Source organism: Rhizobium sp. P40RR-XXII (genome assembly GCF_012641405.1).
In the GTDB taxonomy this organism is placed as follows: Bacteria; Pseudomonadota; Alphaproteobacteria; order Rhizobiales; family Rhizobiaceae; genus Rhizobium.
This window is the reverse complement of record NZ_JABAII010000025.1, coordinates 49,810-72,512: the sequence shown is the minus strand read 5'-3', so window position 1 is coordinate 72,512 and position 22,703 is coordinate 49,810. Positions and strand designations below refer to the sequence as shown.

The 22,703-nt window shown below is 59.8% G+C and carries 21 protein-coding genes; 6 read left to right on the top strand and 15 right to left on the bottom strand.

The annotated features are described in order from the left end of the window. Positions 1–5: 5 nt before the first annotated feature. The 5 genes from HGP16_RS30845 to HGP16_RS30825 all read right to left on the bottom strand — a co-directional run bounded on the left by HGP16_RS30845 (position 6) and on the right by HGP16_RS30825 (position 5,866). A complete protein-coding gene (locus HGP16_RS30845; RefSeq protein ID WP_168843745.1) occupies positions 6–1,241 on the bottom strand; it encodes a glycosyltransferase family 4 protein in 1,236 nt (411 codons plus the stop codon). Beyond that, positions 1,238–2,500 (bottom strand): O-antigen ligase family protein, encoded by a 1,263-nt coding sequence (locus HGP16_RS30840; RefSeq protein ID WP_168843744.1) that lies wholly within the window; start codon positions 2,498–2,500, stop codon positions 1,238–1,240. The genes HGP16_RS30845 and HGP16_RS30840 overlap by 4 nt, the downstream gene beginning before the upstream one ends. Beyond that, a complete protein-coding gene (locus tag HGP16_RS30835; RefSeq protein WP_168843743.1) occupies positions 2,497–4,056 on the bottom strand; it encodes an undecaprenyl-phosphate glucose phosphotransferase in 1,560 nt (519 codons plus the stop codon). Before HGP16_RS30835 ends, HGP16_RS30840 begins: the two co-directional genes overlap by 4 nt. 76 nt (positions 4,057–4,132) lie before the next feature. Further along, the gene (locus tag HGP16_RS30830; RefSeq protein WP_168843742.1) at positions 4,133–5,278 is read right to left on the bottom strand and encodes a glycosyltransferase family 4 protein; all 1,146 of its coding nucleotides are present in this window, start codon (positions 5,276–5,278) and stop codon (positions 4,133–4,135) included. 12 nt (positions 5,279–5,290) lie between these two features. Continuing rightward, on the bottom strand, positions 5,291–5,866 hold the full coding sequence (locus tag HGP16_RS30825) for a polysaccharide biosynthesis/export family protein (protein ID WP_168843741.1): 576 nt from the start codon (positions 5,864–5,866) through the stop codon (positions 5,291–5,293). A 191-nt stretch (positions 5,867–6,057) separates the two neighbouring features. Between HGP16_RS30825 and HGP16_RS30820 the strand changes: the two genes are divergently transcribed. Further along, on the top strand, positions 6,058–8,289 hold the full coding sequence (locus tag HGP16_RS30820; protein WP_168843740.1) for an exopolysaccharide transport family protein: 2,232 nt from the start codon (positions 6,058–6,060) through the stop codon (positions 8,287–8,289). Here the strand turns inward: HGP16_RS30820 and HGP16_RS30815 are convergent, their stop codons facing one another. After that, positions 8,290–9,546, bottom strand: coding sequence for a GNAT family N-acetyltransferase (locus HGP16_RS30815; RefSeq protein ID WP_168843739.1), 1,257 nt, complete (start codon positions 9,544–9,546; stop codon positions 8,290–8,292). A 135-nt stretch (positions 9,547–9,681) separates the two neighbouring features. Then, a complete protein-coding gene (locus tag HGP16_RS30810) occupies positions 9,682–9,891 on the bottom strand; it encodes a DUF2842 domain-containing protein (RefSeq protein WP_047627098.1) in 210 nt (69 codons plus the stop codon). A gap of 113 nt (positions 9,892–10,004) precedes the next feature. On the opposite strand from HGP16_RS30810, the gene HGP16_RS30805 reads away from it, so the two are divergent. Then, entirely contained in the window at positions 10,005–11,108 is a 1,104-nt protein-coding gene (locus tag HGP16_RS30805; RefSeq protein ID WP_168843738.1) for a COX15/CtaA family protein, read from the top strand. Between the two features lie 71 nt (positions 11,109–11,179). On the opposite strand, the gene HGP16_RS30800 is transcribed toward HGP16_RS30805, so the two are convergent. The 8 genes from HGP16_RS30800 to HGP16_RS30765 all read right to left on the bottom strand — a co-directional run bounded on the left by HGP16_RS30800 (position 11,180) and on the right by HGP16_RS30765 (position 18,929). Next, on the bottom strand, positions 11,180–12,490 hold the full coding sequence (locus HGP16_RS30800; RefSeq protein WP_168843737.1) for a DUF2778 domain-containing protein: 1,311 nt from the start codon (positions 12,488–12,490) through the stop codon (positions 11,180–11,182). A 418-nt stretch (positions 12,491–12,908) separates the two neighbouring features. Continuing rightward, positions 12,909–13,841: an N-acetyl-gamma-glutamyl-phosphate reductase gene (gene argC / locus HGP16_RS30795; RefSeq protein ID WP_168843736.1), complete on the bottom strand. Its 933-nt coding sequence runs from the start codon at positions 13,839–13,841 to the stop codon at positions 12,909–12,911. Between the two features lie 137 nt (positions 13,842–13,978). Then, entirely contained in the window at positions 13,979–14,932 is a 954-nt protein-coding gene (gene speB / locus HGP16_RS30790; RefSeq protein WP_168843735.1) for an agmatinase, read from the bottom strand. After that, a complete protein-coding gene (locus HGP16_RS30785) occupies positions 14,913–15,290 on the bottom strand; it encodes an antibiotic biosynthesis monooxygenase (RefSeq protein ID WP_168843734.1) in 378 nt (125 codons plus the stop codon). The genes speB and HGP16_RS30785 overlap by 20 nt, the downstream gene beginning before the upstream one ends. A 467-nt stretch (positions 15,291–15,757) precedes the next feature. Continuing rightward, on the bottom strand, positions 15,758–16,225 hold the full coding sequence (rpsI, locus tag HGP16_RS30780) for a 30S ribosomal protein S9 (protein WP_168843733.1): 468 nt from the start codon (positions 16,223–16,225) through the stop codon (positions 15,758–15,760). Between the two features lie 2 nt (positions 16,226–16,227). After that, positions 16,228–16,692 (bottom strand): 50S ribosomal protein L13, encoded by a 465-nt coding sequence (gene rplM / locus HGP16_RS30775; RefSeq protein ID WP_168843732.1) that lies wholly within the window; start codon positions 16,690–16,692, stop codon positions 16,228–16,230. 237 nt (positions 16,693–16,929) lie between these two features. Beyond that, complete coding sequence (locus HGP16_RS30770; protein WP_168843731.1) at positions 16,930–17,766, bottom strand: EamA family transporter; 837 nt, start codon at positions 17,764–17,766, stop codon at positions 16,930–16,932. 836 nt (positions 17,767–18,602) lie between these two features. After that, complete coding sequence (locus HGP16_RS30765) at positions 18,603–18,929, bottom strand: hypothetical protein (protein WP_168843730.1); 327 nt, start codon at positions 18,927–18,929, stop codon at positions 18,603–18,605. Between the two features lie 111 nt (positions 18,930–19,040). On the opposite strand from HGP16_RS30765, the gene HGP16_RS30760 reads away from it, so the two are divergent. The 4 genes from HGP16_RS30760 to pstS all read left to right on the top strand — a co-directional run bounded on the left by HGP16_RS30760 (position 19,041) and on the right by pstS (position 22,685). After that, positions 19,041–19,469: a CoA-binding protein gene (locus tag HGP16_RS30760; RefSeq protein ID WP_112344184.1), complete on the top strand. Its 429-nt coding sequence runs from the start codon at positions 19,041–19,043 to the stop codon at positions 19,467–19,469. A 166-nt stretch (positions 19,470–19,635) separates the two neighbouring features. Next, a complete protein-coding gene (locus HGP16_RS30755) occupies positions 19,636–20,919 on the top strand; it encodes an O-acetylhomoserine aminocarboxypropyltransferase (protein ID WP_168843729.1) in 1,284 nt (427 codons plus the stop codon). Positions 20,920–21,059: 140 nt separating this feature from the next. Then, positions 21,060–21,404, top strand: coding sequence for a cupin domain-containing protein (locus HGP16_RS30750; protein WP_168843728.1), 345 nt, complete (start codon positions 21,060–21,062; stop codon positions 21,402–21,404). Positions 21,405–21,659: 255 nt separating this feature from the next. Continuing rightward, complete coding sequence (gene pstS, locus HGP16_RS30745) at positions 21,660–22,685, top strand: phosphate ABC transporter substrate-binding protein PstS (protein WP_168843727.1); 1,026 nt, start codon at positions 21,660–21,662, stop codon at positions 22,683–22,685. Positions 22,686–22,703: the final 18 nt, after the last annotated feature.

The window sequence follows — 22,703 nt, the reverse complement described above, 5'->3', positions numbered from 1 at the left end:
CAAACCTAAAGTGCAGCTGCACTCTTTTTCTGTCCTTCGACAACATTGCGCAGCCGTGTATTGCCGGACAACTCCATCGGCGCCGTGGCAAGGTAGCCGAGCAGGTCCAGATAGATTTTTTCGGTCGCATCGGCCATGCTGGCCAGCGTATAGCTGTCCTTGCGGCGTCGCGCTTCGGCCGTAAGCGTTGCAAGCAGCATCGGATCGGCAAGGCGCGCCATCGCGGCTGCCAATGCTTCCGGATCGTCGCTGTTGGGAACGATGTACCCGTTCCTTCCGTGTTCTAGCACTGTGCGCGCGCCGCCGACATCGGCGAGCAGCAGCGGCTTGCCGGCGGCTGCGGCCTCCAGCATCACATAGGACATTGCCTCATAGCGGCTCGGCATGACGACGGCGTCGAAGGCGTCGATGGCGGTCACTCCCGGCACGCTGCCGTCGAGCCGGGCACGGTCTTCGAGGCCGGCGGCCTTGATCCTCGCCTTCATGCCCTCGGCCAATTCGCCGATCCCGATCATCAAAAGATAGGCTTGCGGCATGTCAGCGGCTATTCGAGCAAAGGCTTCCACGAGGCGCTCCGGTGCCTTCTGGCGGGTCATCCGACCGACGAAGCCAAAGAGAAGGGCGCCCTGCGGGATGTCGTATCTCTTGCGGACGGCCGCGCGTTGGCTGAGGGGAGGTGCGTTGACGCCGTTGACGACGACGCGCAGGCGCGCTTCGGGAATGCCGAGCGAGACGGCATGATTATATTCGTCCTGCGAAACGCAGACCAGGCGGTCCGTCAGCCAGGTGCCGAGAAAGCGCTCGATGCCGCCATAGATCAACCGTCCCCTGGCCCCGAGCGTCGGATCCATGGTGCGGAAGGCATGCGGCGTGTAAAGGACCGGCACATGCGGTCCCGGCAGCCGTAGGCGCGTCAGGGCGCCGGCTTTCGAGCTGTGACCGTGGATCAGGTCGAAAGGCCCGTATGTCCCAGCGATCTTGCGAAGCTGCCACCAGGCCGTCAGGTCCCAGGGGCCTGGCGCGCGCCGCATGTCAAGCGGAATGACATTGTCGACGCCGATGCTCTCCATCTCGGCGACAAAGGCAGGCTCGGCGCGCACCGGCGAATAGACGGCAGTCACCGAATGGCCGCGATGCTGCATCGCGCGGCACAGATCGATAAAATGCCGCCCGGAGCCGCCGCCGCTCGGTTCGAGGACCTGCAGCAGCGACAGACGCTTGACGTTGGTGCGGATATTCAAGGTGCTCCTTCCCTTCTGCTCAAGCTACGCTGGTACTTTTGCTCGAGAGCGCCGCAGCCCCAGACGATGCCGATCAACATGTAAAGATGGCGCCAATGGTCGGTGTCGATGACATTGCCGATGCCGACATGGCCGAGAATGACGATCCAGGCGATCATCACGAAGGGTTGCCACGGCCGTTCCTTGAGGAGGTTGCGAAAGCCGATATAGATGGTCCAGCAGATCATGCTGACCCAGCAGAAAAAGCCGAGCCAGCCGTAGGTGGTCAGCGTCTTGAGCCAGGTATTGTGCTCGTCTTCGCGAAAGATCTGACCGAAGACGAGCGGACCTATGCCGAGCGGCCGTTCCATCGACATCATGAAGCCGATGCTGTGGCGCTCGAAGCGGCCGAGATGTCCGCCGTCATAGCTTTGCACGAGCTGCGTGCGCGTGGAAAACAGGTCGCTGACCTGCGGAAACTGCAGTGCGACGACAAGCAGGATGACCATCAGGATGACTGCCGTCAGCGACATGACCAGGATGCGCAGCCGGAATATATTGCTGCGATGCTTCAGCAGCATGCAGAAGATCAGCATCATCGAGGCGAATGCGAACAGCGCCCAGGCCGCGCGCGAGAAGGAGAGGAAGACACCGAAGGCCAGGACGAAGAGGCAGATGCCCTTGATCGGCGCCTTCTTCAGGTCGCCGATCAGGATGCCGTGCATGAGGTAGATGCTCGGTGTCACCAGATAGGGACCGAAGACGTTCGGATCCTGAAAGGCACCCATGGCGCGGTCGTAGCGGGTGAAGATGTCGAAACCCGGCACGGCATGGAAATAGCCGAGGATGCCGAGGCTTGCGGTGATCAGCGCCGCCACCACCCAGGTGTTGAAGATCAGCTTCAGCCGCCTTTCGCTATCCTCGACGATGGCCGCATAGAAGACGGAGCTCAGCGCCAGAAAGGTGGATACGGCGATATAGATCGGACCGTCCAGATGGTTGCCGGCGGTGAGATCGTGCATCTGCGTGATCGAGAGCATGCCGCCGACATTAAATGCCAGGAACAGCGCCAGAAGCGGCGCGACGCTGCGCGATATCTTCAGCCCGAGGACGAACCAGGTGCCGATGAGGAAGGCGAGCCACAGCTCGTAGGGTGCGGGCTCCGCGATCACGAAGCCGGAGAGAAACACGCCAATGGCAACGCTCGCCGTACCGACCAGCCGCATTGTGGCAAGCTGCGGCTGTGCGACGCGGGACGATGGAAGATCGATCGCGCTCAATAGGCGTTTTCCGTATTCAGCAGACGGAACGGCGTCAGGAACAGGATTTTCAGATCGAACAGCAGCGACCAGTTCTCGATATAGTAGAGATCATAGGCCGTGCGGAACTTGATCTTGTCGTCGCTGTCGATCTCGCCGCGCCAGCCGTTGATCTGCGCCCAGCCGGTCACGCCGGGCTTGACGCGATGGCGCGCGAAATAGCCTTCGACGACATCCGCGTAGGTGCGGTTATGGCTGGCGGCAAGCACGGCATGCGGCCGCGGACCGACGAGAGAGAGGCTGCCGAGCAGCACGTTGAAAAGCTGCGGCAGCTCGTCGATCGACGTCTTGCGGATGAAGCGTCCGACAGAGGTGACACGCGGATCGTTCTTCGTCACGGCGTTGCGTGCCGTGGGATCGCTCATGTGCGTATACATGGAGCGGAACTTGAAGACCTTGATGATCTCGTTGTTGAAGCCGTGGCGCTTCTGCATGAAGAGGACCGGCCCCTTCGAGGTCGCCTTCACGGCGATCGCGGCACCGAGCATCACCGGCCAGAGCAGGGCAAGCGCCACCAGGCTGAAGAAGATGTCGAAGATGCGCTTGGCAACACCGTCCCAATCGCGGATCGGCTTGTTGAAGATGTCGAGCATCGGCACAGCGCCGACATGAGAATAGGCGCGCGGACGGAACCGCAGCTTGTTGGCATGTGCCGCCAGGCGAATGTCGACGGGCAGCACCCACAGCATCTTGAGCAGCTGCAGGATGCGGTCTTCGGCGCTGATCGGAAGCGCGATGATCAGCATGTCGACGCGCACGAGACGGGCAAATTCGACGAGTTCTCCCACTGTCCCAAGCTTGGGATAGCCGGCGACCATGACGGGTGAGCGCTTTTCGCCGCGATCATCGAAGATGCCGCAGATGCGGATGTCGTTGTCGGGCTGGTGTTCAAGCGCGCGGATGAGTTCCTTGGCGGGTTCGCCGCCGCCGATGATCACGGCGCGTCTTTCCATGATGCCGTTGCGGCCCCAATTGCGAATGCCATAGGCGAAAAGCAACCGGGTGACGAGCAGGAAACCCGCGCCTGCCGCGAGCCACAGGCCGAGAAGACGGATCGAATAGATATTGTTGATGTCGAACGGCGTAAGCGCGACGGCCATGACCGCAAAGGCGGCAGCCCACGATCCGAGAATCCGGTGCAGGAAGCGATGAGGCGCGCGCAATATCGGTATCTGATAGGCGTCGGCGATCTGCAGAAACGCGATGGCAAGGCCGCTGAGCGAGACAGTCACGGCAGTCTTCGACACGAATGGATGACTGTCCGCCGCCGTTCCGAACAGGAGGATTGCAAGCCCGAGGGCAAGCAATGACAGGAACTCGAACAGCCGGTACTGCCCCACGATGATCGCTGGAGACTGATTGGTTTCGCGAAACTGTTCGGCGATTTGCCGGGCATAGGCATTCAAGCTGCTCGGGTCGTCGCTTCGCGGCTCTTCGGCATCGCGGGTGCGGATTTCCGAAACCTGCTTGCGAATATTGTCCAAGTTAAATTGCTCGGACTTCTCAGTAGTGTTCATGGCAATTTATCCGGTCGTTACCGGAAAAGGCCTATCAGATATCAGCTAAGAAACACTTACAACACTAGCTTGTATTCTAAGCGTCGGCGTCCAGGCCAAGTATATTTTGATACAGGTGCAAAGTATCCCGCGCCATGGCCGAGGCCGAAAAGTTTAACCGGATCGTTTCGATATGGGGCATGTTGCGGCGGCCAAACTCCGGCTCGCTGATCGCTTCGGCCATTACCCGCGACAGGTCGTCGGCGTCGTCCGGTCTGGCGAGCGCCGGGCTGTTTTCCCCGAGCGCTTCCGGGATGCCGCCGACGCGCGAGGCGATGACGGTCTTTCCGGCCGCAAGCGCCTCCAGGACGATATAGGGCATGGCTTCGGCGCGGGAGGGAACGATGACGTTCTGCGACACGGCAAAGGCCTCCTGCACGCGCATCGCCGGGAGCATGCCTATGCGATGGGCAAGGCCGCGCTCGGTCATCATCCTCTGATATTTGTCCTTGTCTGGCCCGTCGCCGATCATCAATGCCGAAAGCGGCCTGCCGATTCGTCGCTCCGTCCTCGCAAAGGCGTCCACGAATAGATCGGGACCTTTGAGGTCCCGCAGCATGCCGATATAGACGAAATGAACGGAGTCCGATCGTGTCGGCACGCTGCGGAAATCCCGATCGCTGATGCCGTTGTAGATCATCACGGAGCGGGTGCGCGGCTTGCCGATCTTTCTTTCGTAGGCGCGCCGTTCGAAATCGCAGATGAAAATCAGCCCGTCGGTCAGAAATTCGAGCATCCGCTCCATGCTGTGCACGAGAATGCCCTGCAGCGAGGTGCGCGAGAAATGCAGGCTGCCGCCATGCGCTGTATAGAGGCGGGCTACGCGATACCTGTTCACCCGCAGGATCGAGCCGAGAACGCGTGCAAGCAGGCCGCCCTTGGCGCCATGCCCATGCAGCACGTCCGGCCGCAAACTTCTGATTTCCTTGTAGCTGCTCCAAAGCGTCGCGGTATCCGACAGGCTGATCTGCCGCCGGATCGGCAGCCGGATCACGCCCAGCGCCAGAAAGGGAGCGATATCGTTGAACAGGCGGTCCTCATGCTCGCCGCCCGTGAGGCTGTCGCAAAGGATGCCGACCTGATGTCCCGCCTTGCTCTGCTCTTCCACCAGATCGCGGACATGACGGAAAATCCCGCCGACCGGCGATCTGAAGCAATGGAGGATTCGAAGTGGTCTGGCCATGAGCGGGTGCGGTTAGAACAACCGCTCTCTGACATAGATCGTGTCGCCTGCCAGCACCGGATCCGAAATACCGACCCGTCCCGTCATGACATGACCATTGATCTTGCGGGTGACATCGGCATTGGATTGGTTGGCCCGGCTCGTGAAGCCGCCGGCAACCGCAATGGCGTTTTGGATCGTCATGCCAGGCACGTAGGAATATTGGCCGGGCTGACCGACTTCACCCATGATGTAGACCGAGCGATAGCGGTCGATGTCGATGGTCACGTCGGGATCGCGGATATAGCCTTGGCGGAGCTTCTGCGCGATCTGGCCGGAAAGTTGCTGTAAGGTCCTGCCGCGGGCAGGCACCTGGCCGATCAGCGGGAAGGCAATATAGCCGGCTTGGTCGATCGTATAGGTATTGGTCAGTCCCGGCTGGTCGAATACCGTCACGCGCAGCCGGTCGCCACTATCGAGCGCATAGGGCTGGATAGTGGCCTCGTTGAAGGCTTTCGGCGCAGGCTGATAGGTGTTGCAGCCGGTGAGCGCGGCGCTCACGGCTGCCATGCCAAGTGCCAGGAAGATCTTGGGCTTTGCGAAGGACATTTCGCGCTCGTAAGAAAGGGGAAACACTGTCGTCGTTATCAATCCGTTAGGGTTAACGCTCGGTAAAGACCAAAGGAAATTCCGGTAAAAATTAGTGAAGCCAAAAATAACGCAGGCGAAATACTATTAACGCTTGGGTTACCATAGTCGTTTACGATTAATTTTGGCTTTCTATTATGGAGTTCTTGTATATGTCCGGTGTCAGCAACACCCAGCAGGATGTGGACATCGATCTCGCGCAGCTCTTCCGCGCCGTGTGGCAGCGGCGGATGCGCGTCATTGCCATCACGCTGGCGGGGGCCTGTCTGGCTTTCGTCTTCGCGAAGTTCGTTTCGCCGGAATATCGCAGCGAGGCGCGTATTCTGATAGAGCAGCGCGCGCCGGCATTCGCGACGACGACGACCGGCAACGACTCCAGTTCCGCGCCCTTGCTGGACGAGCTCAACATCGCCAGCCAGGTGCAGATCCTGCAATCGGCGGATCTGATCAAGCAGGTCATTACCAATCTGAAGCTCTACGATCGTCCTGAATTCGCCGCCGGAAACAGCAGCTCCGCACTCTCGGATATTCTCGTCAAGCTGCACCTGAAGCGCACCGCCGCCGACAAGGCACCGGAAGAGCGGATGCTGGATGCCTTCAGCACCCGCCTGCAGGTTTATCAGATCAACAGCTCGCGCGTGATCGGCATAAGCTTTACCTCCCGCGATCCGGATCTTGCGGCCAGCGTGCCGAATGCGATGGCGCAGGTCTATCTGTCGATGCAAAGCGGTGCCAAACTCGATTCCAACAGCGAGGCGACACGCTGGCTCGAGCCGGAGATCGCCAAGCTGCGCGATAAGGTCAGCGAGGCCGAAAAGAAGGTTGCGGATTATCGCTCGGCCAACGGCCTTCTTCAAACCAGCCAGAACAGTAATTTCGCCACACAGCAGCTTGCGGATATTTCTGCGCAGCTCGCCCAGGTGCGCGGCAATCGCGCCAATGCCGAGGCGCGGGCGCAGGCCGTGCGCAGCGCATTGTCCAGCGGCCGCTCCACCGACACGCTCTCCGACGTCTCCGGGTCGGTGACCATTCAGCGGCTGAAGGCGACGGAATCGGGCCTGGAATCGCAAATCTCGGATCTGTCCACGACGCTGATGGACGGCCATCCTCGTTTGAAGAGCTTGCGTGCGCAGCTCGCCGATATCCGACAGCAGATCAATCGCGAGACCCAGAAAATTCTGGCAAGTATCGAAAATGAGGCAAAGGTGGCGCAGCTGCGCGAGCAGCAGCTATTGGCGCAATCGAACACGCTGAAGGCCGACAGCGCGCGGGCAGGGGAGGACGAAGTCGGCCTCAACGCGCTGGAGCGCGAGGCTGCTGCCGAGCGGCAATTGCTCGAAACCTATCTCGCACGCTATCGTGAGGCCACCTCGCGCGTCGACAAGAATTCCAGCCCGGCCGATGCCCGCGTGGTCTCCACCGCGGTCGAGCCGGTCGATCCGTCGTTCCCGAAGGTCGGTCCCATCGTCGTCGTCGCAACCTTGGCAACTTTCATCCTGACTGCCATCGTCATCATGCTCGCGGAGTTGTTCAGCGGCCGGGCGTTGCGGCCCATCGGTCCTGCCCGCAAGGAAGCGGCAGCCTTGGCCGAAACGCCTGAGCGGGTTCAAGCCGATGTCCAAGCCGATACCGACGTGTTGCCGGCTCGCGCCGCCGTCAGGACAAGTCGCGGCGAGATGCACGCCAGCCTGCTTTCGGTTCCGGTGGGGGAAATCCCGGTCCAGGCTGCGGACCCCGCAACCGATGAAAAAGATGAACCGAAGGGCGAGATTCACGCGGTGGAGGAAGAGGAGGATTTCTCCATCCAATCCGTCGCCGACTATTTGATCGACAACGGATCGCGGCTGGCTATTGCCATATCTCCGACCGGTGACGACGGATCCACCGCCACGGTGATCCTGGCGCGGACCATCGCCGACGCGGGAAGTCGTGTCGTGCTGGTCGACATGACCGGTTCAGGATGCCCCTCCAGGCTGATGGCCGAACATGGCGAGCTCGCCGGCGTGACGGATCTGCTTTGCGCCGAAGCGGCCTTTGGCGATACGATCCACCCGGATCGCCTGTCGGATGCCCATCTCGTGCCGCAGGGCACGAGCGACCTCGCCCGCGCCATGCGTGGCGCCGACCGCCTGTCGCTGATCTTGGATGCGCTCGGTTCGGCCTATGACATCGTTTTGGTGGAATGCGGCGCGGCCGAAGTTTCCGGTGTCGCGCGGCTGACGCGCAGCAAGGACACGGAAATCATCCTTTCCATGCCGGAGCCCGAGGAAGGCCAGTTCATCGCCGCGATGACGGAATTCCAGAAAGAGGGCTATGAACACATCATCCTGATGGCCGGCTGGCGCGAGGAGCATGATCCGGACACGCGCCGCGACGCAGCCTGATCAGTCTCCGTCAGTATCGCCCGCTACCGCTGCGTCGGCACCGCGGCGTGCGCGCATTCGCTGGATGAAGGCATAGAGCTTTCGATTGGACTTGATCGCCGCTTTCGCGCGCGTCATGCCGCGTTGTGCCGTTGCGGCGAGATGACCCATGCCGGAGATCGGCAGGAACAAGTCATGCTGCACGGTTTTCATCGAGCACCAGGAGCGTTTGTAGATCTGGTCACCGATGCCGAAATCGAAGAGGGCGGCGCCTTCACGATGCAGCCGTTCGATCATCAGCCAGAACAGCAACTCGCCAGGGCTCGCCTCGGCAACCAGCGTCTCGTCGATGGAGGCGAACTGGCAGATGACGTGATCTCCCTTTCGGGAGAGAGCGGCGATCGCCGGCATATGCCCCTCATGCTCGCCCTTGAGGCGCAGTGCATGCATCTGCAGCGTCGCGTCGAAATCGTTGTTTCCGCGCGGATGCAGCAGTGCATGCAGCGCCGTTTTGGTCGGCACATCGTCGAAGACGTCTGGCAGGCCGGCATCGCGGAAGCGGATCGCCTTCTGGTGGAAGAACAGGTCCAGGAGAGCGTCCTGCTGATCGGGACCGGCAATCACATATTCGTAACCGCCCTTGGCATCGAGAATTCTGCTTTGATGCTTGAACTTCTTGCGCCGCCGCTTGGCGTTCACCTGCTTGAGGCTTGCTTCGAAACTGCCAAGAAAAGGCATCTGGAAGGCATGGTTCTGGTTTTCGACGGCGGGCAGAGAAGCGAGCGGGCTGGTGCGGCCACGCCATTCGAACGGTATATTGCGCAGGATGGCGAGATCCGCCCTGCTGTGCAAGGCAGCCGCGATGGCTACGGCCTGCGCCGAGGTCAATTTTCCATTCGCGAGAAACTCGGGCGAAAACAGGCCGGTATTGATGTTGCTGTGACGGCCCCCGATGAATTCCGCCCGCCTTATTCCACGGCTGCGAACGATCTCCAACGGCAGGATGAAGGCTGGACGATCTCCGATGGAACCCCGAACGATGGCGAGAGGATGTCGAAAGCTCTCCACCCAGGCCGCGCACCAATCATAGCTCTGGTGCAGCGAGGCGAGATTGTCCTGCTCCAGCATTCGCCACTCGGCTTCGAGCGGCGCCATGCTGTCGAAGATGTCGACCCGGAAACGGTTGGCTCTGGCCGGCTCTATCCGACTGGGTGCAGTGCGCCCATCCGCTGCCTCGGCGGAGGGCATGCCGGCGATATCTCGCATTTGGGTCTGCATCCGATCTTCTCCGCTCCGGCGGCGTTCGAAGGCAGTCTGGCGGGAAACGGCTTATTTTTGGCTTAAGATGGGACAGTCGCACCGGATAAGGCGCGGATCAGGGTTAGCCTTGTGTAAATTGCATTGCGGCCGGCGTCATTGCGGGCGCGGTCCGGCCATCCACTTGATGATGCCCATGGCCGGCAATACCCAGATGATGCCGCTGAAAAAGAAATACAGGAAATGAACCCAGCCGGGTTGATCCGCAAGCGTTCGCACCGCAACGATCATGGCGACGATCGCATAGATTGCAACCAACAGCACGAGCAAGATCATGCCTATGAATTTGCGCAGGCGAAGCGGCACCGGGTTTTTCTCCTCTTTACGACGACATGCCGCGACGGCATGCCGCAAACTCCCGGGACTTGTTTTGCACGCCCCTATCGGGCAAATCAACAGCCTGATCGAAGGGAGACGCCATGGCCGCCACTAATTTTACGACCGAACAGGTTATTTTGAAGGAAGTGGCCCGTCAGGACCGCAATCGCCGCGCCATCCGCGTCTGGCTTGCCTGCGTGCTTCTGGTTCTGTTCGGCCTCGTGCTGATGGGCGGCGCGACGCGTCTCACCAATTCAGGCCTGTCGATCACGCAATGGCAGCCGATCCACGGCGTCATCCCGCCGCTGAATGCACAGGAATGGGAAGAGGAGTTCACCCTCTACAAGCGCATCCCGCAATTTCAGCTCCTGAACAAGGACATGACAGTCGACGAGTTCAAGAGCATATTCTGGTGGGAGTGGGCGCATCGCCTGCTGGCGCGCACCATCGGCATCATCTTCGGCGTGCCTTTGTTGTTCTTCGTCCTCACCGGCCGTGTCGAGCGCAAACTCTGGCTGCCGCTGGCCTGCATTTTCGTGCTCGGCGGTCTTCAGGGAGCGATCGGCTGGTGGATGGTTTCCTCCGGTCTCGAGGCCCGCACCGATGTCAGCCAGTATCGCCTGGCCATCCATCTCGTGACCGCCTGTCTGATCTTCGCAGCCTGCATGTGGTTCATGCGCGCTCTGTCGCCGCATTCGAACGAGCCGCCGCCGACGCGTTATTCGGCGATGATTGCTGGTCTCATCGCCTTCATGGCGCTGTTCCAGATCTATCTCGGCGCGCTCGTCGCCGGCCTCGATGCGGGCCTCTCCTATAACACCTGGCCGCTGATGGACGGCGCCGTCGTGCCGGGGGACCTTTTCATACAGTCGCCGGGCTGGATCAATTTCTTCGAGAATCCGAAGACGGTCCAGTTCGTCCATCGTCTCGGCGCCTATGCGCTGTTCATCGTCGTCGCCTTCAACATGATCATCTCACTGCGGGCAGCGCCGCAAACGACGCATGCACGCCGGTCCGTCGTCGTGTTCGTGCTCGTGCTGATACAGGCAATTCTCGGCATTTCGACGCTGCTGCTGCATGTGCCGCTGCATCTGGCCCTCGCGCATCAGGCAGGTGCCTTGATCGTCTTTGGCTTTGCAATCGCCAATTGGCGCGGTTTCTATGGTGAACTACCGCGCCAGACGTCGATCGTCGTAAGAAATTGAGGCGCATCGCGCCTCGATACTTTTAGAGCGTGATGCCGAAAAGTTTAGGCGGTTTTCGACGACATCCGGCTCTAGCGCGCCGAAGCAACGCTTGCCGCTGACGACACCCGCGAGACGACTTTCAACCGCTTGATTTCGCCGCGCTTGAAGGCCGCGAGGAAGCGGCTGTAATCCTTAAAGACCACACAGCCGTTCGATTCGGCACGGCCCCCTCTGAGCATATACGTGTGAGCCAGCAAGCCGTCGCGGCCATAGACGCGGGCGCCGCTTGCGGGTGTCAGGCGTAGCGCCTGCACGCCATGAAACAAGCTTTCCCTGTATGTCAGGCTATAAGTTTCAGGCGGCGTCGGGCCGGTGTTCTTGCGGTCGACATAGCGGGGATTATCGCGCATGTGGCCGAGGCCGGAATGCGCCTCGAGGCGTTCGCCGCTCGGCAGGTAGACGGTCTTTGCCTCGATATCGTAGATCGCAGTACCCTGGCCCGGGCTGATGGCGGCAAAGGGGTTGATGAAGGGCTTCGTCTTGCGCACGGAGCTGTCGTCCGGGTCCGCATAGGCCATTGCGCGCGCCGGCGGCTGAGCGGCGGCATCGTCGCCCGTTGCCCTGGCGATAGCGGCGGTGGCGCCGGCGCTCTGCAGGGGTGTTTCGCGGGCAGGGCGGGCCACGGGAATGACGTTGAGCACAGCCTCGGCCACGGCAATGTCGGCATCCTTGGCGGGCAATGGTTTCGCTTCGGCGATGGCAGGCAGACTCACGTCGGGCGCTGCCCTGGCAATGACAGGCGGCTGCGCGATCGTCTTTGCCGGGCCCGCCGCAGGCATGAGAGCGGCGGCATATTTCACCTGGTTCAGTTGCTGCACCGCGGTGGCGAAGTTTATGGCGATTACCTTGCGCAGATGGTCGATCGTCTCCGGCGAAGCTGCGGCCACCTCGATACGGCCGCTCTTGATGCTGGCCGCGGCGTTTTGCGCCTGCTTGATCTCGGAGGTCTGTTGCGCCAGAGCGTTCGCCAGTTTCAAGCGAACCGCATCCGCGCCGGCGGCTTTCGCTTGAACGTCTGCGTCCGCCACGCTGCCGAAGCGGCTCTGCTCATGCAGCGATGTCGTCTGGGCGGCGAGACGGGCAGGACGCATGATATGGTTCTGCGTAACAATGAAAGCCGACGCACGCGGCGCCAGGAAATTGTCGGTCGAAGCCGCAGCCCCGGGGAGGGCCAGCACCATGGATTGCGTTGTCATCAGCGTCGCGGTGATCCAGGCGAAGGCCGCTACGGCAACACCGGTGGCCAAGGTACCGGGACGGATGCGGAAGGATTTTTTCGATCGCGGGGCATAGCCGGAACGCGAATTGAAGTTACCGAAGGTATCGGTCGCAAACGCCATGATACTCGCTATCCAAACTACACAGACACTACGCCGGCTCAAAAACGCACACGCGCCCCAACGCGAAAGCCGCGTCTGGCCGCCGACTTGCCGACTGTCTGGAAGCATGCCGAATTATGGTAACCAATTCCTTTACGATGGTTCATTCTCGGATATTCATTGAAAAAGGGATAGTTTTGAACGCCCCACTCATCCGGTCAGTGAAGCCGTTAAAGAGCAAATCCGTCCGACAATTGGTCGCGGAGCCTCATGGCCGATCACATTTCCGTGCAGTGCCAGCTAATTTAGCGAGAAGGCGGAAATAAGGCCGGGCGGATTCGCGGGCGCGAAATGGCACTGACATAATAAAAGCCCGGCCCGATCAATCCTTTGAGGACGATCGGACCGGGCATTGGAACTTCGATTTTCCTCGCGCGATTTAGGCGCCGAGCATCAGATCCATGTTCTGCACGGCGGCGCCCGATGCGCCCTTGCCGAGATTGTCGAGCAGTGCCACCAGATTGACCTGTGCGCCACCCGGCGTACCGAAGACGAAGAGCTTCATCGTATCCTGGCCGGCAAGCTCGACGGCATTGACGCGGGGCAGGGCGCGGCTCTCCTCAAGCGAGATAACCTGGACGATATCCTGGCCGGCATAATGGGCCGACAGCGCGGCGTGGATGCTTTCCAGCGTTGCGCCTTCTGCCAGATCGCCGAGATACAGCGGTACCTGGACGATCATGCCCTGCGGGAAGCGTCCGACGGAGGGCGAAAAGATCGGCGCGCGGTCGAGCAGACCATGCGTCGTCATCTCGGGCACATGCTTGTGGGTGAGCGGCAGGCCGTAGAGGAAATGCGGTGCGGTGATCGCATCCGGATGGTCCGGGTTTTCCATCTGCGCAATCATCTGCTTGCCGCCGCCGGTGTAGCCGGAAACGGCATTGACGGTCACGGGATAGCCCGCCGGAATGATGCCCGCGGCGCGTAGCGGCCGGATAAGGCCGATCGCGCCCGTCGGATAGCAGCCGGGATTGGCGACGAAGCGTGCCGCCTTGATCTTGCCGCCTTGATCCTTGTCCATCTCGGCGAAGCCATAGGCCCAGTCGGGATGGATACGGAAAGCCGTCGAGGTATCGATGACGCGGACATTGTTGTTGGCCGCCACCATCTTCACGGCTTCCTTCGACGCATCGTCGGGCAGGCAGAGAATGGCGATGTCGGCGCTGTTCAGCATGTCCTCGCGCATGGCGGCATTGCGCCGCTCTGCTTCCGGAATGGACAGCAGCTCGACATCGCGGCGGTCGGCCATGCGCGTGCGGATCTGCAAGCCCGTGGTTCCGTGTTCGCCATCGATGAAGATTTTCGGTGCCATCTTATTCCTGCTCTTTCAATAGGTTGAGAGTGTTTCCGGACTCAGTTTGCCATGCAGTTGATTCAATTTCATAACGGTCGCTTCGGAGGCTGCAGGACGGCCTTCGAAAACCGTCGTGGATGTCCCGAAATCGAGCGTCAGCGACCGCTCGCACGTCGTTCGGCGTGGAGACCGAGCATATACATCGCCACGGTCGCCCCCGCAATGGCGGTGATGTCGGCGTGATCATAGGCGGGGGAGACCTCGACGACGTCGGCGCCCCGGATGTCGAGCTGATGCAGTCTCTGCAGCACCGACAGGATCTTGGCGCTGGAGGGGCCGCCGGCGACCGGGGTTCCCGTGCCCGGCGCAAAGGCGGGGTCGAGGCAATCGATGTCGAAGGTCAGGTAGGTCGGCGCACCCTTGGTATGGGAGATGATCATCGAAGCGATATCGCCAGCGCTCATCTCCTCGACCTGATGGCCATGGAGAATCTGGATGCCGAAATCGTCGGGCGCATGCGTGCGGATACCGATCTGGAGGGAGCAGTCCGGATCGATCAGTCCGTCGCGCACTGCGCGGGCAACGAAGGAGCCGTGGTCGATGCGTCCGCCATCGTCGAACCAGGTGTCCTGATGGGCGTCGAATTGCACCAACGCCAGCGGGCCATGCTTGGCGACATGCGCCTTCAACAGCGGCCAGGTGATGAAGTGATCGCCACCGAGGGTCAGCAAGAAGGCGCCGCTGTCGAGGATGGTCCTTGCTTGCCGCTCGATCGCCGCCGGCGTGTCCTGATGATTGCCATAGTCGAGCAGGCAGTCGCCATAGTCGACGACGGCCATCTCTGCGAAGAGATCGCGGTTGAAGGGATATTGCGGGTCGTTGTCGAAGATAGCTGAGGCGCGACGCATCGCCTGCGGACCGAAACGCGTTCCCGGCCGGTTGGAGGTCGCGGCGTCGAAGGGAATGCCCCACACCACCGTGTCGACACCATCAAGCGATTTGGTGAAACGGCGGCGCATGAAGGAGAGGGCGCCTGCGAAGGTCGGGTCGCTGGCGGCCGAAGTCAGGCTGGTCGCCGTAAAGGCATGATCAATCGACGTGCTCGGCAAGAGTATCTCCTTTGCTTGCCTGAAAGTCATAGTCTCGTTCTACCCGTGCTATGCGAACCTTATATTGTTCGTACCAACGTTCGCGCCCGAGTTTTTGGGCGGCCAGATGCGCGACGACGTTCTTCCAGGCAAGGATGCTCTCCTCGTCCCGCCAGAAGGAGTTGGTGATGCCGAAGCCATCGGCGCCTCTTGCGCTCTCAAGCCCGAGACAGCCGTCTTGCGCCAGCGCCAACGCTTCCATGCGCTCGCCCATGGCGCCGTAACCATTGTCTCCCTCCGTTCGGATCGAAGCGAAGGAAACGATGTAGTAGGGCGGCTCGGGAGTGACCGCAAAAGGAGATGCTCTGTGCGTGTTCATGGCGTGCCTCAGGGGAGCGAACGGAACTCCGATTCTATGAATCGCAGACAAGTGCGTTGATGCTTATTTGCCCGATGTGGCGGTGCATTGATATGCCTTTTTCACGCAGGCGATCTGCGGTGTCGAGCAATCGGCTCGCCCGTCCGTCACGACACAATAAGAGCAGCTGTCATTGAACTCTCGGCAATTCGGGTTCGCCTGAAGAAAATCCTTCATGCTCTGCATATCCGCCGCCCTTTCGGCTGGCTCGGCCGGTTTGGCATCGTCGCATAGAACCGGCGAGACGCTGACGATCAAGAGCAGAAGCGAAAAGATGAATCTATGCATGGAATTCCCCCGATGCTTGTGGTCGGACTTTGCCACAAAACATGCCTCTTGCCTTGGCGGAACTGCATCTTTTTCCAAAATTGCAAAAGAAAAAGGCCGGGAAACCCCGGCCTTTCCAATGTCCGATCTCGGATAAGCGATTAACGCTTGGAGAACTGGAACGAACGACGTGCCTTTGCGCGGCCGTACTTCTTACGTTCGACGACGCGGCTGTCACGCGTCAGGAAGCCGCCCTTCTTCAGGATCGAGCGCAGGCCCGGTTCGAAGTAGGTCAGCGCCTTGGACAGGCCGTGGCGAACGGCACCGGCCTGGCCGGAAAGGCCGCCGCCGGCAACGGTTGCGATGATGTCGAACTGGCCGTCACGGGCAGCAGCGACGATCGGCTGACGCAGGATCATCTGCAGAACCGGACGGGCGAAGTAAGCCGTGTAGTCCTTGCCGTTGACGATGATCTTGCCGGAGCCGGCCTTGAGCCATACGCGGGCGACGGCGTCCTTGCGCTTGCCGGTCGCGTAGGAGCGGCCGAACGAGTCGACCTTGCGGACGTGAACCGGAGCAGCAACTGCTTCAGACGTGCCGAGATCCTTCAGGGAGGAGAGGTCAGCCATTATCAGGCGCTCCTTACGTTCTTCTTGTTCAGCTTGGCGACGTCGAGGACGGCGGGCTGCTGGGCTTCGTGGGGATGGTTCGAGCCGGCGTAGACACGCAGGTTCTTCATCTGGCGACGGCCGAGCGGGCCGCGGGGAACCATGCGCTCGACGGCCTTTTCAACGACGCGCTCCGGGAAGCGGCCTTCGATGATCTGGCGAGCCGTGCGCTCCTTGATGCCGCCGGCGTAACCGGTGTGCCAGTAGTAAACTTTGTCTTCATACTTCTTGCCGGTGAAGACGACCTTATCGGCATTGATGACGATGACGTTGTCGCCGTCGTCGACGTGCGGCGTGAAGGTAGCCTTATGCTTGCCGCGCAGACGCATTGCGATGATAGAAGCGAGACGGCCAACGACCAGCCCTTCGGCGTCGATGAGAACCCACTTCTTCTCCACCTCTGCAGGCTTCTGGGAGAAGGTTGCCATGTTGCATACTCTCTTTTGGAACCCTTGGCCCGAAGGCGTATGGGCGTTTCTTGTTGCTTGGTTTGACGCGCATGGATGCGTGCCAAAAAGAAAGCAGCCCGGTGAGGCTGCGATCTGTGGCGGCTTATAGAGTGATTAATCGCGAGGGTCAATATTGCAGAATTGGATGCCTTAAAAAAATAGCGATAAAAATCAATAGTTTACTTATGTGGTATAATAAAACCACACATTTTGCCGTCAACCCAGCCGCAAAACCAGCACTCCGGCGGCGATAATTGCGCCGGCAATATAGCGCCAGACGCTGGATCGCTCCTTCAAGACGACGACGGATATGACCAGCGCAAAGAGGATCGACGACTCGCGCAGGGCGGCAACCATTGCCACCGGCGCCTTCGTCATCGCCCACAATGCCAGTCCATACGAGGCGATCGAGCCGCCGCCGCCGATAAGACCGCGCCACCAGTTATAACGGATATGGGCGGCGACCGGCCCGATGCCGCGTTGCGAGATCGCCCAGATAAACAGAAGGACCGGCGGCAGAAGCGCCATCCACAGCGTATATGAGACCGAATTGCCTGAAATCCGTGCGCCGATACCGTCGACATAGGTATAGGTCGCGATGACGACGGCATTGGCAAGCGCAAGAATGATGGCCCTCCGTCCACCCTTTCGTGCCTCGAAGGCCAGCGTCAATATGCCGGCGCAGATCGTCATCGTACCGATCAGCGCGCCGCCCGAGAGCGTCTCCTTGAGGATGAAGCTGCTTGTCGAGACAATGATGAGCGGCGCCACGCCGCGCATCAGCGGATAGACGAGCCCGATGTCCCCAGCGCGATAGGCGGCGGCGACAAGCTGGAAATAGGCAAATTGGAGGATAGCGGAAGCGCCGATGAACGGCCAAGCGGGAGCGGCCGGCAATGGAAGGAACGGCAGCAAGGGCAGGGCCGCAACCGCGCCTCCGGCCGAGACCAGCGCCGCATCGAGCGATTTATCGGTTCCGGCCTTGATGATCGCATTCCACGTCGCATGCAGCAAGGCGCCAAAAAGGACGAGCGCGATAACGTCGAAAGACACGGAAAACCTCAAGAAATGGCGGATCAGGCCCGGATGCTTGGCATTTTGTGGGAGTCAGGCTTTCATATGATCCGCAATACATCAAAAAGCAACGAAATATACTCTGTCATGGAGACTTGCCTCATTTGGCGAAATACGCGCAGTCGGCATTTGGAATGGGTTCTTTCTATGTTCCAAATCCTGCTTTTGCGCATTATAAATAGCTAATTTATTGGGGTATGAAGCGCGAACAAATATCGCATGTCCTGTGAACGCGGGAGTAGCATTAGACATCACTTACTTAAAAACGACAGCGCGCTCCGCTGGCGGAAAGCTTGAGGGAGCCGTGCGGCAGAAAATCGCGGCCAAAAGCCTCACATACCGTCGATCAGATCGCCGAATATAGTGGATAATTCTGCAAATAGGGAAAAATATTTCAATCTGAAATCGCCCTGAATGCAGGGCGAAGTATGGAAAAACTCTCCGGTGCCCCAAGTATAGAGCCGTAAAGAAGACGAATTTCCGGGTATATCTCCGCGCGATCGTGCAAGTTATTCTGTGGAAAATTTATGAAATATCATATTTTTCATGTTCACAATCGGTTCTCATTTCAGACCTCAATCCATAAGTCATTTCTAATTTATATGCGAATAAATAGAGAACAAAGATTGCATTTCCAGAGAACGCAACTTCGTGGTATAGGCGAAATCCATGCAAGCGCTTTGAAAACGGCCTCAAATGGAAGCGCATGACAGGACGCGCAAGGCCGCGATGTCGATAGCATGCCATGCCTCGGACAATCAGTAGTCGTATCGAGCGGCCTCAATCGTCTTCGATAACCAGCCATGAGGCTGCGATCAACGTCGGAAAATCAACTCGTCGTCATCGAGGTCGGTGCTCGGACGGCATGTAAAGACAGGGCAGGAGGCTCGGTCCTTGGTAGGAAGGTAATCCTGATAGGCATAGTAGCCGACATCGCATGAGTCGGCGTTTGAGACATAACGATCATAAAGCGTCATGTTGGGTGTCCTTCTGGCCGGATAGCGCATAATGACCGCACGCTCGCGGTTGATGACGGCTCGCGCTTCGGCGCAGGTCATGGACATGGAATTATATCGAGAAATGGCGAGAGCCGGGGTGGCGACGGAAGCAATTGCCAGGCCCAGCAGCACGATTTTTTTCATCGGAGCAATCCTCCCTAAAGTTGTTATAATACAGTATATACGCGGATATGGTCGCTGCGGTTTCCATATTTGCGAGAAAACGCAAGTGTGATCGAAGTGGGAGGCTTCGTGATGAACCACGACAATTATGACGATTCCTACATTGCCGATATCCTTCTGTCCGTTAGGACCATTGCGCTTGTCGGCGCTTCGCCCAATCCTGCGCGCCCAAGCAACGGCGTGATGGCCTATCTTTTGAACAGGGGCTATCGCGTCATCCCGGTCAATCCCGGGCAGGCAGGCAAGGAAATCCTCGGGCAATGGGTCTATGCGCATCTGGCCGACATTCCGGAGCCCGTCGATATGGTCGACGTTTTCCGGGCGCCCGAATATCTCCGGTCCGTGGTCGAGGAAGCCATCATGATCGACCCCCGGCCTCCGGTCATCTGGGGACAGCTCGGCGTGCGCGACGACGCGGCGGCGGCAAGAGCCGAGGCGGCGGGCCTCAGGGTCGTGATGGACCGTTGCCCGGCCATCGAATACCCGCGTCTGGTCGCCTGATCGGGCAAGGGCGGCTGCCGCCATTCGGCCGATTATCGCGCGAACTCACTGAAATATGGCAAGTTTTTTCCGCGAGCCGGAAAGCACGGCAAAGTTCGCGGTTAACTTTCATATCCCCGCCGCTATGATCGTCCCATCAGAATAGGCTTTGGTGGGAGGGAAGATCATGCCGACGAACAATCCTGGCTTTGACACGCTGGCAATCCATGCGGGCGCGCAGCCGGATCCGACGACCGGCGCCCGCGCGACGCCGATCTACCAGACGACATCCTTTGTCTTTCAGGATGCGGATCACGCGGCTGCTCTGTTCGGATTGCAGCAATTCGGCAATATCTATACCCGGATCATGAACCCGACGCAGGCGGTGCTCGAAGAGCGGGTGGCGGCTCTCGAAGGCGGAACGGCAGCCCTTGCGGTTGCCTCGGGTCACGCGGCGCAGTTGCTGGTCTTCCACGCCATCATGCAGCCGGGCGACAATTTCGTCGCCGCCAAGCGGCTTTACGGCGGTTCGGTCAATCAGTTCGGCCAATCCTTCAAGAATTTCGACTGGCGCGTTCGCTGGGCCGATCCCGCGGATCCCGCCACCTTCGAGGCGCAGATCGACGGGCGCACCCGCGCCGTCTTCATCGAAAGCCTTGCCAATCCGGGCGGCACCTTCGTCGACATTGCCGCGATCGCGGCCATTGCCCACAAGCATGGCCTGCCGCTGATCGTCGACAACACCATGGCAAGCCCCTATCTCATCCGGCCGCTGGAGCATGGCGCCGATATCGTCGTGCATTCGCTGACGAAATTCCTCGGCGGCCATGGCAATTCCATGGGCGGCATCATCGTCGATGGCGGTACGTTCGATTGGTCCGCCTCGGGCAATTATCCCATGCTGTCCTCGCCGCGGCCGGAATATAACGGCATCGTGCTGCATGCGACCTTCGGCAATTTCGCTTTCGCGATCGCCTGCCGCGTCCTCGGTCTGCGCGATCTCGGTCCGGCGATCTCGCCGTTCAACGCCTTTCTGATTCTCACGGGGATCGAGACGTTGCCGCTGCGCATGCAGCGCCACTCCGATAATGCGCTTGCCGTCGCGCGCTGGCTAAAGGGCCAAGAGAAGGTAGCCTGGGTCAATTATGCCGGTGTGGAGGATGATCCGAACCATGTCCTGCAGCAGCGCTATTCGCCAAAGGGAGCCGGCTCCGTCTTCACCTTCGGCCTGAAGGGCGGATACGAAGCGGGCAAGGGGCTGGTGGAGGGGCTGGAACTCTTCTCGCATCTCGCCAATATCGGCGACACGCGTTCGCTCGTCATTCATCCCGCCTCGACGACGCATAAGCAGCTGACAGACGAGCAGAAGGTCGCGGCCGGCGCCGGTCCGGATGTCGTGCGCCTGTCCATCGGCATCGAAGATGTGAAGGACATCATTGCCGACCTGGAGCAGGCCCTGGCAAACGTCTGAAGGCCGGACCGGCAGGAAGCCGAAAAAGCTCATCGGCCTCTTTGATAGCAGCGCATTTCATGCTTGTCTCGGTCCGCGATCGCCAAAGAGTGGTCGCGGATTTTTTTTCGTTGGCGAAGCGCGTTCGACGGGGGACTTAAGTGGCAACCTATCTGCAACTGAATGTCGATGGCGTCGAGCCCGAGGCAGGCGCGCCCGCAGCGGATCGTCTCATTTCGGGAGCCCCGATTTTCCAAACCTGGAACCTCGACGAGGCCGATGGCGGCCTTTATGCCGGTGTCTGGGAAGCGACACCGGGCAAATGGAGGATCGTCTATGACGAATGGGAGTACTTCCACATCCTCTCCGGCTATTCCATTGTGACAGCCGACGACGGTGAGGTCTTTCATCTGCGCGCAGGCGACCGCCTCATCTTAAAGCCGGGCTTCAAGGGTACCTGGGAAGTCATTGAAACGACTCGCAAGGACTATGTGATCCGTCTCTGACGACGTTGTTGAATCAAAACATGAAGTTCGCGTTCGCCTGCTGCCCGGAGCGGCCCGTTCCATGCGGTTCCGCAATGACCGCGATGATTGCCACAGGTTGTGTCACTGCCGCTTCATTAAACTGTCATCAAACTGAAACAATGCGGCATTAGAGCCATCACTGTCGCCAGGAGATTGGGGGGTCATTTAGCATGGGTACCTCGTGCCGATCTTCTGCTCGCCATCCTTTCATTCACTTGAGGAAGTGAGTCTATTATGCTTAACCTGAAAATCCGTTCCCTTTGCCTGACCGCCGGCCTGGTTGCCGCCATGGCTGCTTCGGCCTCGGCTGCCGACATTACGGGCGCCGGCTCGAGCTTCATTGCGCCGGTTCTGTCCAAGTGGGCCGAAGGCTACAAGGCTGCGACGAACAATGTCGTCAACTATCAGTCGGTCGGTTCGGGCGCCGGCATCAAGCAGCTCCTCGACAAGACCATCGTATTCGGCGCTTCGGACAAGCCGATGAGCGACGCTGACCTCGAGAAGAACGGCATTGCCCAGTTCCCGATGATCTCCGGCGGCATCGTCGTTTCCTATAACATCGAAGGCGTAAAGCCGGGCGAACTCGTTCTCGACGGCAAGACTCTGTCCGACATCTTCCTCGGCAAGATCACCAAGTGGGACGACGCTGCCATCAAGGCGCTGAACGCCGACGTGAAGCTGCCTTCCACGCCCATCTCCGTCGTTTATCGCGCCGACAGCTCGGGCACGACCTTCAACTTCACCGATTACCTGGCGAAGGTTTCGCCGGAGTGGAAGGAAAAGGTTGGTTCGAACACGGCAGTTGAATGGCCGGTCGGCTTCGGTGCCAAGGGTTCCGAAGGCGTTTCCACCACCGTCAACCAGACGGCTGGTTCGATCTCCTACGTTGAATATTCCTACGTCGTCGCCAACCACATCGGTTTCGCGAAGATGAAGAACGCCGCAGGCAAGGTTATCGAGCCGAGCCTCGAGACGTTCAAGGCTGCAGCTTCCAACGCCGATTGGGCCAATGCCAAGAACTTCAACCTGATCATCACCAATCAGCCGGGCGAAAAGAGCTGGCCGATTGCAGCTTCGACCTGGGTTCTGCTCTACAAGAAGCCTGCCGATGCTGCTAAGAACGAAGAAGCGCTGAAGTTCTTCAAGTGGTCCTATGAGCACGGTCAGAAGGACGCGACCGCTCTGTCGTATCTCGCGATCCCGGAAAATGTTGCCGAGGTTGTCGAGAAGTCCTGGAAGAAGGACTTTGGTACGAAGTAATTTGTGCTGAATGAAAAG